The 14,619-nt window shown below is 53.6% G+C and carries 11 protein-coding genes; all 11 read right to left on the bottom strand.

Annotated features, from left to right (window positions below):
- Position 1: 1 nt before the first annotated feature.
- Positions 2-1,807, bottom strand: coding sequence for a SpoIIE family protein phosphatase (locus CFLAV_RS04795; protein WP_007413511.1), 1,806 nt, complete (start codon positions 1,805-1,807; stop codon positions 2-4).
- A gap of 4 nt (positions 1,808-1,811) precedes the next feature.
- Entirely contained in the window at positions 1,812-2,114 is a 303-nt protein-coding gene (locus tag CFLAV_RS04790) for an STAS domain-containing protein (protein WP_050785627.1), read from the bottom strand.
- A 287-nt stretch (positions 2,115-2,401) separates the two neighbouring features.
- Positions 2,402-2,539 (bottom strand): sugar transferase, encoded by a 138-nt coding sequence (locus CFLAV_RS37985; RefSeq protein WP_007413509.1) that lies wholly within the window; start codon positions 2,537-2,539, stop codon positions 2,402-2,404.
- Between the two features lie 11 nt (positions 2,540-2,550).
- Positions 2,551-3,177, bottom strand: coding sequence for a uridine kinase family protein (locus CFLAV_RS04785; protein ID WP_007413508.1), 627 nt, complete (start codon positions 3,175-3,177; stop codon positions 2,551-2,553).
- Positions 3,167-4,375: a glycosyltransferase family 4 protein gene (locus CFLAV_RS04780; protein ID WP_007413507.1), complete on the bottom strand. Its 1,209-nt coding sequence runs from the start codon at positions 4,373-4,375 to the stop codon at positions 3,167-3,169. Before CFLAV_RS04780 ends, CFLAV_RS04785 begins: the two co-directional genes overlap by 11 nt.
- A 293-nt stretch (positions 4,376-4,668) precedes the next feature.
- On the bottom strand, positions 4,669-7,764 hold the full coding sequence (locus tag CFLAV_RS04775; RefSeq protein ID WP_007413505.1) for an efflux RND transporter permease subunit: 3,096 nt from the start codon (positions 7,762-7,764) through the stop codon (positions 4,669-4,671).
- The gene (locus CFLAV_RS04770) at positions 7,761-8,990 is read right to left on the bottom strand and encodes an efflux RND transporter periplasmic adaptor subunit (protein ID WP_007413504.1); all 1,230 of its coding nucleotides are present in this window, start codon (positions 8,988-8,990) and stop codon (positions 7,761-7,763) included. The genes CFLAV_RS04775 and CFLAV_RS04770 overlap by 4 nt, the downstream gene beginning before the upstream one ends.
- 14 nt (positions 8,991-9,004) lie before the next feature.
- Positions 9,005-10,336: a TolC family protein gene (locus tag CFLAV_RS04765; RefSeq protein WP_007413503.1), complete on the bottom strand. Its 1,332-nt coding sequence runs from the start codon at positions 10,334-10,336 to the stop codon at positions 9,005-9,007.
- 364 nt (positions 10,337-10,700) lie between these two features.
- Positions 10,701-11,360 (bottom strand): response regulator transcription factor, encoded by a 660-nt coding sequence (locus CFLAV_RS04760; RefSeq protein WP_007413502.1) that lies wholly within the window; start codon positions 11,358-11,360, stop codon positions 10,701-10,703.
- Positions 11,329-12,420 carry a sensor histidine kinase gene (locus CFLAV_RS31840; RefSeq protein WP_007413501.1) on the bottom strand — a complete coding sequence of 364 codons (1,092 nt, stop codon included), beginning with the start codon at positions 12,418-12,420 and terminating at the stop codon, positions 11,329-11,331. Before CFLAV_RS31840 ends, CFLAV_RS04760 begins: the two co-directional genes overlap by 32 nt.
- 335 nt (positions 12,421-12,755) lie before the next feature.
- Positions 12,756-14,576 (bottom strand): hypothetical protein, encoded by a 1,821-nt coding sequence (locus tag CFLAV_RS04745; RefSeq protein ID WP_007413499.1) that lies wholly within the window; start codon positions 14,574-14,576, stop codon positions 12,756-12,758.
- Positions 14,577-14,619: the final 43 nt, after the last annotated feature.

Here is a 14,619-nt window from a genome sequence, read left to right as displayed (position 1 = left end):
ACTATCCCGCCATGATTATGAAAGTTTGATCATCGTTCGAGGTTGTATTTGCCTGGTATTTTTCCAACTCCCGGGCCAATTCCTCCTTGAGCTGATCGGCTGTACTTAAGTTTTTCGTGCTCCCTTCCAACCAGTCCAGCAAAGGTTGTTGACCGAAGTATTCGCCTTTTGCACTCAAAGCTTCGGTCAAACCGTCTGTGTAAAGCAATACGCGGCATTTCTCGCTCAGTTCCACGGTCTCATCCTGAAAAATTGTGTCCGGTAAAATCCCCAGTGGCATTCCTTCCGGAGAAAAAGTCGTTACTCCCTTCGTCGTGGCCACAACTAAAGGACAATGACCCGCGCTCGCTGTTATCATTTTTCTCTCGTGCGCATCAACGAAGGCGAGTTGCGCTGTGATGAACATATCCACTGCTGAAAGCTCAGGGTAGAGCAGGCGGTTCACACGCGTGAGCAGCGCTCCGGGCTGGTTGTTATACTCAGGGACTGCCCGTAATAACGTACGCAGGATGGCGGCAAACATCGCTGCGGGTATTCCCTTGCCCATGACGTCAGCAATGACCAGCAACACCGAATGATCGCTTACCCTCAAAACATCGTAAAAATCACCGCCAACTTCATGCGCGCTCCGGCAGAAGGCCGCGAGAGTAAAACTTGGCAGTTGCGGTAAGGTCGTCGGTAGAAGCGATCTTTGGATGTTATTGGCAATCTCCAATTCGTGAGTAACAAGCCGGCGGTGGAACTGCTCCTCTTGAAAGCGGGCATTGGCAACCTGAATAGCCAGAAAATCTGCAAACGTGCTCACCACATTTGTCTGCCCTGCAGTGAATATTAATCTGCTTTGATTAGGCCAGGAAACTGGCGCAAGCGTCCTGCCCAATGTGAGCGTACCCATGAGTTGTCCCCCAAACAGAATTGGCTGCACCAGGCCAGCAGAGCCGGGCTTATATTTATGGAGCAGGCCATCCGCTGGCACGGGATTCGTTGAGTTGAACCATACTCTCTGACACGTCATGGCGGCATCCACCTCCATGGAATAGGGGGGATTCCCGGTTGCAGGGATTAAAAGTGGTTCCAATTCAAGCAGCGGTTCAGAAGCCGCAAATACTGCAAGACGTGATTCTCCTTTGGGAACCAGGCGCAGAATAAACCACTCTGCCGACGCAATCTGCAGCAGATCAGTCAGGAGTTGGCGGGCGAATTCTCGTAAGTTGCCCGTCTTGCCCTGTTCTGTGCTATAGCGAAAAATCGCCGAAAGACTCTCGTAGCAGGAGCTTAGTTCCTCCACCATTTCAGCAATCATCCGTTCGTTCTCCGCGATCTTTTTGGTAAACTGATCGAGTGTCTCCAGATTTGATGTTGCGAAGGAGGGTTCCTGGAGGGCTCGTTCTTTCCTCATTACGAGAATGTTTTCACCCACGCCGCGGAAGTATCCGACGTAATCCATGAGTGAAGTTATTAAATAAATCCCTCGCCCACTTTCGCTTTCGGGATCAGGCAACACGGCCTTTTTAGGCCACTCGAAACCGGCGGTATTATCGTGAATCCGGAATTCGACCTGCATCGCCTCGGAGATTGCTTCAATAATTATCGCCTGATCACGCCCGCGGTCATCTGCGTATTTGACTGCGTTGTTGCAACCTTCCACAAGAGCGAGGTCAAAGGCGATCAAGGAATTGTCATCCCAACCTTGTTCACTGAGGAAGGAACGAACATTCTGTACCGCTGGCCAAACCTCGGCCAGGTTGCAGGCCAGCGTAATTCTCAGGGTGACAGGCCGGGATGTGGCAGGGGAAACCACGGACATGGAATTAGTTCTTCACGATCTCGAAAAGGCGATGCATGCGCGTAAGTTCGAGTATTTGTTGAACTCCAGGAGTCGGATTGAGCAGGCGCATCATGCCTTTGCGGCTGCAGGTTGTTTTATGAAGAGAAACCAGGGTGCCCAGACCGCAACTATCCAGGAACATGGTCTGGGAAAGGTCTATATCAATATTGCGTTGAGCTTCGGTCAAGGCGGCACGCGCCTTATCACGAAAATCGTTGGAATTGGCTGCGCCTAGTTCTTTGATATCCGTGATCCGTAATGTCTCGCCCTGGATTTGCATCTTCATAGTCATTAGAACTCATTTGCTTTGTGAGAGAGGCCCGAAACCATCAGTTAAACCTTCTGTACTGAGACCTGCATTCTTTTAGATTGAATTACCCATTAACTTAAAGCACAAAGCTGTCCCAATTACAAATGTTACATGCATCGGGTCTTATCGGAAGCTGTTGCGGGACTTACTTGTAAGAGAGTAGCCAGAGAACTCTGGGTGGCTGCCAAAAGGGTGCGCCAATGGCGCTGTTTCAGCAAGCGATCGGACTGACTCCCGTTCAGCCGGGCAAATGAGTAATGCCTTCATGAGTAAGCTTCCTTCCTGAACAAAACTGCTGGCACGGTCGTGACCAATATCTTTAAGTCACAACCTAAGCTGCGGCTTTCAATGTATTGGACGTCCAACTGAACTTGTCCCGAAAAATCAATATCCTCTGTCATCTACTGCCCGGTTAGCTTTTTACTTGCGCCAGCAACTCGCCAGCTAAACGACGCACCTCAGACTTGCTGAAAGGCGTATCCAGCAGAATGTGGGCCCATTTCGACTGCGGTGCTACGTATAGCGCATTCATCGGTTCCACCATCTTCCAAAACTGATTCTGAACCGACGATTGATCGCGCCCACGTATTAGCAAATCCCGACCCAAGCGCCGGTGCAAACGAAGCTTCGTCGGGCAATCAATGAAAATCCTGACCTGAAATAACCGTCGCAACGAGGGGCGCCGCAGCAACCACAGGCCGTCCAGGATTATGACCGGCTTGGGTTTAAACAGAATACATTTTGGCAGCCGCGAATGCGTTGCGAAATCGTATTGAGGCAGCCAGGTTGGTTTTCCTGCCAGACAATCCTTCAACGCTGCTTCCAGAGCTGCCCAATCAATTGCACGCGGGTGATCGAAATTAACCAATGCGCGTCGTCCCGGTGGCAAATGGGACCGGTCACGATAAAAGTCATCCTGGCTGATTCTGCCTGCTTTGTCTCCAAGCAGCTTTTGTAATTGGTCAGCCAGCCAGCTTTTGCCAGCGCCGCTGCCCCCGACAATGGCAACCAGCAGGGGGGAGACGTGTTTAGGTTTCATGTGCTGGTCTCGATTGTGTTTCTGAAACCACCTTTGCAAACATCGTTTCCAAATTCTGTATATATTGGGCAAAATTAAATTTATCGCGCACCATCATGCGGCCACGTTCGCCCTGGTGCCGTGCCAAATCCTTGTCCTGCAAAAGCTGTTTAACCCGTGCGGTGAATTGCGGCCGATCCATCCACGGCACCAAATAACCATTGTAACCATCCAACAGCCATTCCTTGATCCCACCCGCATCGAATGCCACCACTGGCAATCCATATCTCATCCCTTCAAGCCCCGCCGCGCCGAACGGTTCCGGCCACACTGAGCTCATCACCGTCAGACTCGCATCGACATAAAAACTCTTCAGTTCATCTTGCGGCACAAAACCTTTGAATTGCACCCGATCGCTCAATCCAAGACGACGGCTTAAGTCTTCACAAAACGGCCGGTGGCTCCCTTCACCGAGGATAATGCATTGAAAAGGCATCTTTAATTCCGCCAAAGCCTCCAGCAACACATCCACCCCTTTCCCGCGAATGAGTTGTCCCGAATACAGTATCAAATTGCGATCACTAAACGATGCCCGCAACCCGCTCTCAATCGTCTTTGGCACCGGCGCATGGATTTCAATCAATCGCTGGTCAAAACGGTTTCGCACCAGCTCCTCTTTCATGTAATGCGTCGCCACCACCATCCGATGGAACCTCCGGTTCAGTCGGATCTCCTTGCGCTTATCCAGGTAGCTCACCCACTTGACCGGCAGACCACCATCACGGTTTCGCGACACCGCTGCACCGCAAGGAAAAATACAAAAAGGCGACGTCGGGCGCGTGCAGATGTTGCGATTAAGCGGGTTGTACTTATAACTCCGCATGCAGTAAATATCATGATCATGCACCATTCTCACCAGTGGATACCTCGATTTCACCAGGGCCTCAATCACCCCCAGGTCCGCCATCTTATGCACGTAAACCGCATCCGGCTGAAACTCCTTCAGGGCTCCCCCGACGATCCTGGCGCTGTCTCCGTTCTGGAGTGGAAAACAGGCCGAAAAAGTTTCCCGCCAACCGGCCTCGTTCTTCCCCGTCCCTGCGCCATGAATAATACCCACCGTATGCCCTCGGCTCTTTAACTCCGAAGCCGTGAGGAACGCATTCACCTCGGCCCCTGCCATTGCGCCGAATCGTTCATGGACAAATAAGAGTTTCATCTTTTGAAGCAACTCAAGATTTAGCACAACTTCCAACCCACAACCAGCGCATATTCACCCCATTTACTTCTCGCCAACACACACCCCATACTCGACGTGTTTGCCCGGCGAAAAAAGGCCAATCCCACTCAGGACTGGCCGTACCCATGCAAAGGAGCAGGAGGCTCCTTTCCAACCCCATCCTTACGGACAGGGAGATCTCCCTTTTCGGAAATCAGACTTCTCAGATTGATTGCGACTTTCTCCATCTCTTGCCCGCCGCAGAACTCATATTTTTCAATCATGGAACAATCTCAAGCCCCTTCTTTGACTTTCTCGGTTTCAAAAAGCGGATAAAGAATGGGTAAAAGCAGCAGTGTGAGCAGAGTTGCCGTAATCAGGCCGCCGATAATGACCACTGCAAACGGACGGGATGTTTCGGCCCCCACGGCATGAGACAGTGCCGCCGGTAATAGGCCCAGCGCGGCCATTGCAGCCGTCATTACCACCGGTCGCACGCGTGAAATAGCGCCTTCCCGGACGGCATCCATCATGGGCCTGCCTTCCCAACGAAGCTCCCGAATCCGTTCCACGAGCAGAACTCCGTTCTGAACCGAGACCCCAAACAGGGCAATGAATCCAACGAGCGCAGACACCGAAAGCGAAAGCCCGGCCAGCGGCAAAGCCAGAATTCCCCCCACTGCCGCAAATGGAACATTCAATAGAATCAAGATCGCCAGTTTGCTGGAATCGAAGGCAGTGAAGAGCAGAAAGAAAATAGCGACGAGGGTGATCGGCACGATGATTTCAAGCCGCTTCACAGCGCGTTGCTGATTTTCAAACGAACCCGTCCACTCCATCCGGTATCCTTTGGGCATGAGGACGGCTTCCGAAACCTTTTTCTGCGCTTCGGCAACCAGGGAACCAAGATCACGGCCACGCACCGACAGTTTCACGGCTATCCGGCGCGCATTTTCCTCGCGGAAGATGCGGGCAAAACCGGGGCGCACATCCACCGAGGTGAGCGCACCCAGAGTCAACCGTTCACCATTGGAACCAAACACGGGGATGTGCCGGATGGCATTTAAATCCGAAACCGCCTTCGGTGCCAGTTTCACAACCAGATCGAAAGCCCGTTCGCCTTCCAGAATTTGAGTGGCCACAGTGCCGCCCAGGGATGTCTCGACGACGGATTGAACGTCTGAGATGGAAAGTCCGGCGCGAGCAATGGCTCCACGATCGATGCTGATCTGAACCTGTGGCTGGCCAAGCAATTCATCCGTGCCTACATCCGTTGCTCCCGGAACCTTGCGGATGACGTCAGCAATCTTATTGGCAAGAGCTTGGAGTTGATCCGGGTTTTCACCAAATATTTTGACGCTCAATTCGCTCTTAATTCCCGAAATTGCCTCATTAACATTATCTTCAATCATCTGGCTGAATTGGAATTGCATCCCGGGAATCTCCGAAAGCTTCCGGTTCATCGCTTCGGCAAGGTCTTCCCTGGTTTTGGCCGTTGTCCACTCCGATCGCGGTTTCAGATCCACCGCGCATTCCACGATATCAAAGCCGTTGACGTCAGTGCCGTCATCCGGGCGTCCCAACTGGCTGACGACGGTTTTAACTTCCGGAAAAGACGCCAGAATGGTTCGCACCTTCTGCACCAGTTTCGAGGCATCGGTTGGGGCAATGGTTTCCGGCATGAAGCCGCGAACCCAGAGAGAGCCTTCATCGAGCTTGGGAAGAAATTCCGAGCCAATGAATGGCAGGGTAAGTCCAGCCAAAACGAGGCAGGCCACCGCTCCACCGATCACCCAATAACGTGCTCCCAACGCCCAGTCGAGAATCGGACGATAGATCCGGAGCAGACCGCGCACCACCCAGGATTCGTGCTCGGCGATTTTATTTTTCACCGCCAAGCTGGCCAACATGGGAACGACGGTGAGAGCCAGAATGGTTCCCGCGATCAAGGCGAAAGTGAGAGTCAGCGCCATCGGCTTGAAAATTTTTCCCTCAACGCGTTGCAAGGTGTAAAGTGGTATGAACGCGGTTAACAGAATCGCCTTGGAGAAGAGGATGGGCCGTCCCATCTGGGAAACTGCTTCCACAATGGTGTCAGGCAGCGAACGAACCTTTCCTTTTTTCTCCTCTAGCAGCCGGAGCAGATTTTCAATAACCACCACCGCGGAATCCACGATGATACCAAAATCAATTGCCCCCATCGAAATAAGGTTGGCGGGAATTCCGCGCAGATCCAGCAGCAGAAAAGCTCCCAGCAACGACAGTGGCACCACCAGGGCCACCACCAGGGCCGAGCGGAAATTGCCCAGCCCGAGGAAAAGAATGAGCACCAGCAGCACGAGGCCGATGCCTTCCATCATGTTTTTCCGCACCGTGTGGAGGGTGCGGTTGATCAGGTCGGTACGATCATAATGGGGAATAAGCTGAACGCCGGCCGGCAGGTCATGTTCATTAATTTCATCCGCCTTCGCCCGAATTCGTTGCAGCACCTCGAGAGCATTTTCGCCTTTGCGAAGCAGCACGATTCCCTGGACCACATCATCCTGATCTTCCTTTGGCATCCCCTTGCCCACGCGCCCGAGCCGCAGTTGCTCGCCAATGGTCACGCTGCCTACGTCCTTGATCCTGATCGGAACGCCATTGCGTGTGTCCACGGCGATGGCGGCGATATCCTGCGTGTCCCGCACGAAACCCAGACCGCGAACAACGTACATCTCCGGACCATGTTCGATATAGGAACCGCCGGCGTTCTTATTGCCGTTGGAAAGCGCATCGAAAACCTGCTTTAAGGAAATATTATAGGACTTGAGTTTCGTCGGGTCGATCAACACCTGATATTGTTTGGTCGGGCCACCAAAGCCGACCACATCCACAACGCCCGCCACGGTCCTGAGCTTTCGCTCCACCACCCAATCCTCCAGCGCCTTTAGTTCGACCGGCGGCATGCTCCCGTCCTTGCAATGCAGTGTGTAGCGATAAATCTCACCGACCGGGGTGGCGTCGGGAGAAAGACTTGCCAGCGCTCCCGATGGCAGGGTCACCGCTGAGAGGTGTTGAAAAGCCTGGTTCCGAACATAATCACCGCTGGCATCATCTTGGAAAACAATGGTCACCACCGAAAGTCCGAAGAGTGAAATGGAACGCATGGAGGCACGCTTCGGTATGCCGTTCATTTCGTTCTCGACCGGTATCGTTACCAGCCGTTCCACTTCTTCGGCTGCATGGCCGGGAAATAGCGTGATGATTTGTACCTGTACGTTCGTGACATCAGGGTAGGCCTCCACCGGCAATCGTCGGAACGCCGAGATGCCTGCGAGAGTGAAAATCACCAACAAAGCGAAAACAATGGCCCTGTGACGCAGGGCATAGGAGGTGAGCTTGCCGATCATGACTTGGTATCTGACGATTCGATTAAGGATTGGAGGAGCAGGCAACCTTCAGTGACCACTTTTTCCCCCACGTGAATGCCTTGTATGATGAGAACCTTGCCATCGCTTTCCGAGCCCACCTGGACGACCTTCCGCTCGTATTGTCCGGGAGCAGCTTCCACGAAAACGTAGTGCTGGTTGTCTTTCAAGAAAACGGCCTTGGAGGAAATGTCCGCTCCCGAATCCTGATTCTCAGCGACCTCGACCGCGGACACGGCATCAACAGTGACGTACATTTCTGCCCGGAGAAGTTTGTCAGGATTTTCCACTTCCGCCTGGACCTTAACGGTGCGCGTGGTTGGGTCCAGCGAATTGCCGATGCCGATGATGCGACCGTCAAAAGTCTTGTCCGGAAACGCACGGCTGGTGATCCTCAGTGGCGCACCAGGTTTCAGACACGCCACATCCAGTTCTGTCACGTCCAATACCACCCAAAGCTTGCCGGGATCGCTCACCACGAACAGCGGAGCAAAAAGCTGCGGCGCATTGGCAAGCATCTGGTCCGGCCTCACTTCCTGTCCGGGATTGATGTTTTTTTCGACGACTACCCCGGGAAGCGGACTCACCAGCGGATACATTTGATCGATGGCTTTGTCCGTGCCGCCGTACAACGTCATCCTGGCCTGGCAACGATCTTTTTCCGACAGGGCGCGGGTATGGTCCGCTTCCGCCGATTCCACATCCTTGGTGGGAGCTGCCCCATGATTATTTAAGTCACGAACCCGGCTTAAAGCGCGCTCAGCAAGTTGCAAATCGCCTGAGGCTTTCCTCAGGTCCGCCTGAGCCTGCCCGAAGTCGGGCGAGGCCATCTTGGCCAGGGTGTCGCCGGATGAAACTGTTTGTCCAAGATGGGCGACTACACTTTCCACACGTCCGGCGACGGGAGAGAAAATGCGAACCGTCGTTTCATCGTTCCATACGAGCCGGCCCGAAAGATGACTGATCGTCGCTTTTCTGGCGTTGGCCTCCTGGACGGAAATGTAATTGTTCTGCGGAGCGCCGGAGGGGATGATTATTTTGCCTCCATCTACCCTCGGCGCCGGGGGCGCGGCCGCTTTTTTCTCTTCTTCCTTGTGGCAGCCGAACAATCCGATGATGGCCACAAGGCTGAGCGCCTTTAACACGGTTGTCGCGGCTGAAATGCGATCGGAAGGTTGGACATGTATTTCACTCTTTCTCGAATTCATGGAAAAGGTTCCTTTCATTTTTTGTCCGAGTGCCATTCGGTTTGGGATAAAATATTGTTTGCGGCCATAAGATCGGCAGTGGCATTGGCCGTATCCGCCATGGCTTGGGCGGTGGCCAGGCGAACGGAGTTGTCATCGCGCTCGGCCGTAAGCAGATCAACCAGGGATGCGCCTCCCTTTTCGTACGCATAAGCAATCGACTCACGCACTTTGCCCGCATTGGGTTGAATCTTTGTTTGAAAACGTTGCAAACGGGCGGAAGCTTCGTTGTAATTGACCTGGGCATCGGCAATGTCCATCACCACCTGCGCCTTCACTTTGTCGAGCGCGATTTCGTTTTGCTTCACGGTAGACTCAGCGGCTTTGATGCCGCCTTTGTTGCGATTCCACAGTGGCAGGGGAAAGGAAACACCAAAACCAAAAGTGTCGACGGCAGGTCCTCCGCCCGGAGGCTCATGTTCCGCCAGAGCAGAAAATGTTGGATCGGGGATACGCAGGGCCTTTTGCAATTTCAAGTCGGCTTCCGATCCCTTTAACGCAGCCTCGGCAGCGAGAACATCGGGACGTGCGCCATTTGTGTTGCCTTCCGAAAAAACCTGGTGCAAGGCAACCAACTTCTCGAGAGTGTCCGAAGGCAGCCAATTGCCTTGCGGCTTGTTCACGCCCAACAGGACTTCAACTGCGAGTCGCGCATGAACCGCGGTGGCCTCGGCCATCCTGGCCTGGAGTTCAAAGGTTTCGGCATTGTTTTCTATTTGGCGACGGTCTGAATCGGAAATATCGCCGGCCTTGTATCGTGCCGCTGCAATATCAGCCTCATGGCGCAGTGCGCGCGCAGACTCAGTCAGCGTTTGCCTGTTTTCCTCAGCCAGCAAAACCGACACGTAAGCTTTGGTTACTCCCTGGTCCAGAGATCTCTTCGCATCGTAAAAGCGGGCGCGGGCGTTCAACACGCCTTCCCTGGCGGAGAGCTGGCGAGCGCGGCGTTTGCCGCCAATTTCAACCAGTTGGCTCACGGCGGCGATGGAATCGTAACTGCGCTCCCAAAGACCATTGCCCAGCCAAGTGCTGCTTTCGTGCGTGCCAATTTTGGAGGTCGAGAGAGCAAGTATGGGATTAGGATATTCCCGCGTGACAATCGTCTGCGCGGTGGCGGTATCGATTCCGGTTTTCGCAGCCAGCAGATCCCAATTCCTTTCAAAGGCGATTTGCCTGGCTTCTGCCAAGGCCAATATCCGCTTCTCTTGTGTCGGTTTGTCCGGCGTTTGCGCTTCGGTGATTGTGGAAAATGCGGATAGGGACAAAGCCAGCGACCACCTCAAACATTGTTTTAAAACGCTTAACATGATTAATTGACGATACGCAGTTGCAGTCTTCCGGCTGCTTAAACGGTCAAAATATTGGGTGCTGGGCTGCGCTGTACCAGTTCGAGCAGAAGTAACGACTAGTCCAAGCAGGGAGTCCCCAGCACCCAAATCCTTGTAAATCCATCCTCTTCCAGAAGGCTATGACCGCGATTTCTAAAGTGGCTGCCTCTTTAAAAAACAGTCGAGGCGCCCTAAACAGGCTTCGCCAGGGCAGCAACTTTGTTAATACTGAAATCGCATTAATCCGTTTCACTGCCCCGGAAGATAATTTATCCGTGGGGAGATGTCTGTGGAGCGCGGCCTAAACTTTTTGTAGGGCGGAATCGTACAGCTGATGACCGGATTATTCCGTCCGCTGGCTGTCATGCCACCGGATGGCTTCGCGCAGAAGTTCGGTGGCATTGGCCAGTTTAAGCTTTTCCTTGATACGGGCGCAAAAGGCCTGAACGGTTTTAAAACTGATGTGCAGATCGTCGGCAATCTGGCGGGTGCTAAGTCCTCGCCCCAGCAACTGAAACACTTCCAACTCGCGGTCACTGAGCTGTGCGATCGGAGAGTCAGTGGCAGGCGACCGCCCAACCACAAATTTCTCGGTCATCATTTCATTGACCTTCTCGCTGACGTAAAGCTTTCCCTCCAACACGCAACGAATGGCCTGAAGCACTTTTTTGGTGGCTTCGCGCTTCATGATATAACCACGCGCCCCCGCGCGCAGAGCCCGTTCCGCGTAAAGCATTTCGTCGTGCATCGACAGCACTATCACTATTACGCCGGAGTACAGGGCTTTGATGTTTTTTATCAACTCAATTCCTGAACCACCCTCCAGCGAGATATCCACAATGGCTATGTCCGGTTTGGTCTGCCCTAGCAATTCCAATGCCGTGGGCGCATTGGCTGCCTCTCCGCAAACCAACATGTCAATTTGTTGATTGATCAGGTTGGCGAGCCACTCCCGTACCAAAGGATGATCGTCAACCAATAGAACTTTGCGCTTTTGTGCCATGGGTGTCTGAGGAAAGGTTGCTGGTGGCAGGCAGGATGCAGATAACGCGTGTGCCCTTCGTAGGGAGTCGTTCAATATTAAAAGAGGCTCCAATTATGCTCGCCCGATAGGCCATGATACGCAACCCCATTCCCTGACCGCTGCTGCGGGCGTTTTCAGGCAGACCGATGCCATTATCCACGATTTCCAAAGTGATTACATTATCACACATGTCCAGGCGAATGATTATCTCCCTGGCTTTGCCGTGCTTGATGGCATTGGTGATGGCCTCCTGGGCAATACGATATAAATGAATGGCACCTTCCGGGGCGTGAATCTCCAAGGCCCGGGAATTCTCAAACTTGCAACTTATCTTGAATCGCTCGGAAATGGTGGCAGCCAATTCCTGAAAACCGTTCAGGAATCCTGCACCCTCCAACTCTGTGGGATGAAGCCCGCGGGCCAAGGTACGGGTAAGTTCAATCGCCTCTTCAACCAACTCGACCAAATGATTTGCGGTTGCTGCCTCGGGCAATGACTTTTCTGCAAGCCGCCCGCCCAGAACCTGTCCCGCAAGGGCCGTGCCGGTTAAATGCTGGCATAAGCTGTCATGCAGATCGTGACCGATCCGGCGTTGCTCGCGCTCGCTGATTCCAAGGAGTTCCTTCTCCAGGCGGGTGCGTTCCTGCATTTCGTTGGTCAGGGCAACAGTCCGCTGGCGCACGCGGTTCTCCAATTCCCTATGCAATCTGCGCAGACTGGTGAGAATGCCAACCACCACAATTAGAAATGCGACGGCGATCATGGCGTTCCAGACCGGAACAAATGGGCGTGAATATCGGGCACCCGCGGTCATGTCGCCTGCCACCCAGACCGCCACGCTGAGCACCGAGACTACAATTCCAAAAATATCACCCACAAACCAAACCGCCAGGGCCACTGGGATCAGGTAGAATACAAAAAATGAAATCTCAAAGCCGGTCATCCAATCCACCAGACCAATGATGGCCACCAGCAGCAGGCTGACAGCCATGATGAGTGGCTTGGGGTACTGCTCGAATTTTTTGATCCATCGGGTCATTTTGTTATGCGCGGGACAGGGTTTTCGCGGTCACGCAGTAATGTATCCGGGTCGACATTGTTTGTTTGAATTATTTCAGCCGTTGTGCCGTTTGCGAGGTGGCTTCTGTTCCAACCGCCGACAGGGCAATCAGCTTAGTGTTGAATTGCTCAACTGGCAACCTTGTTGGCAGGCAGTATCAGGACAGACGCATTCAATTTATGGGAGTGAGAAACTTTTGTCTGGGCATCGCAAATGAGATGGGATTCAAAAGTACGGGTGAGATTAAACCGGGTGGGGATTCCGTTCGTTCCAAGGCAATCGCCAAAATACAGAGAGTTCGGTTGCTTCCCCATTTATTTCGCGACGGAATTTCGTTTCAGAATCTTGATGCCGAAGGATGAGTTGCGAAGCGGTTCAGCGCCGATCAGGCAAACTGGTTCGTAATTCTTTTGAATCCACTGCATGAGTCCCAAACCGAATCTTTCTTCCCGGCCAAAGTAATTCACTCCGTACTCGCCTGCATCCCGGTGAATCAGCATGACGTAATCAGGAGCGGCGGCTTGGAAGGCGGTGGTCATTTTGTCCTGGCCGAACGCCGCCAGTTCGCTTGGGTTCCAAACAAAATAGCGCGCGGGATTGGTCCGGCGGGCCAGGTAGTTGACCATGATGCCTTCAGGTAACACCGCCAACGTGGCCTCCGGCGGCGCGTTCGTTTCAAGCCAGACGAGGGCGGATTGGATCGCCGCGCCCGCCGGGGTGGCTTGCTCATTGGAAGCAATTATTCTGTCTGCGCCTCGCCCCACCGCGACCGTCTGGTCGCGATAGGCAGACTGTGACTGCAGGAACAACCGCACGAAACCAACCATCAACACCAGCCAGACCGCGCTTCGAAAAACCCGGCGATTCACCCCGTATTTCTCCAACACCTGCGGCAACAACCAGTGCAGCAGGTAAATTGCAACAGCAAATGCCGGCATTGCCAGCGCAAATCCATAATGCCAAATCCGGCTGTAGAGGCCCAACTTGGTCAGTAGCGCCAACCCAAAAATACCCCACAGCAGCGGAAATACTGGCCGCGTTCCGGGCGACAATTCCCGGTATTTCACGCACAGGATGAGGCACAACGCGGCGTCCAGCAACGGCAGCGACCGTCCACAATCCACCCAATCAAAGCCGCTGGCCAAGGCTAACAGCAGTGCAATCCATCCCACTACGAGCATGCGGTTCGCTGAAACGTCCAGCTTGCGCCGGGCTAACACAGCAGTGACAACGATGGCCGCGCCAATGACTGCGAAGTGAATCAACATTGCGCGAATGTTTAATCCCGGTGCGTCCAGGCCCAGGCACCATTGATAAAAAGGGCCTTGCGAAACCGAGGTTCCCAGCAATGGCACCCAGGCAAAAGAAACCGAACGCAAACTGTCCCGCCACCCTTCCGTCCGGTGGAAATAAAACAGGAACCCAAGCAGAGGCAACACTGCTCCAAGCACGAATATCGCCAGCGATTTCAGGACGAAGTCAGCGCGCCTGCTGGTCAGACCGCACAAAATGAACGCTGCACCCGTCCCGGTCAGCAGCGCGATAAATACATCCGGTTTGGTCATGAACACGAGGCCGGCGCACAATCCCGCGCCCATCGCAAACGAAATGCGCTGCTTCGCCACCCAACTCGATAATAACGCGATTGCCACGATCGAAAGCGCCAGACCGTGCCATACTTCGTGGCAATAAGGAGTGATGTAGTTGAAGTTGCCAATGTTGCTATACCGGCCAAACGCGAACACCAGCACAATCCCCAGGCAAATGGTCGTTGCCGTCCATCGGTCCGAAGCAGCCAGGAAACGGCGGTAGATTAAAACCAGCAGGCCCGCGGCAATCACCAGATTGGAAACGACCAGCGTCAGTAGCGAAACGCCGAAACACTTGAACAGCAGTGCGTGAAAATATTGCGACAACGGACCTCCCGTCAGGTAGTTCACATCCTGATAAAGCACGCTGCCGGTCGAAATTTTCCATGGCAAATAAAGCTGCATGCCAAAGTCAATCAGCACATCCGGCCATTTGCGCCAGGTCAGGGCCGCCGCAACAACAAAGATAATCCCCACAAGGCCCAAACCCGACCACAACGAAGACCAGGGCCATCGGGGGGTCTTGTGGTCTGAGGGGGAGTTCATCGTCGAAATGAAGCTAGGTTCTCGCGGCGTCAACGGCAGACAG

Origin of the sequence: Pedosphaera parvula Ellin514, from assembly GCF_000172555.1 — a bacterium.
Classification (GTDB): domain Bacteria; phylum Verrucomicrobiota; class Verrucomicrobiia; order Limisphaerales; family Pedosphaeraceae; genus Pedosphaera.
Note: the sequence above shows the minus strand (reverse complement) of the source record. Positions and strands in the feature narration are given on the sequence as shown.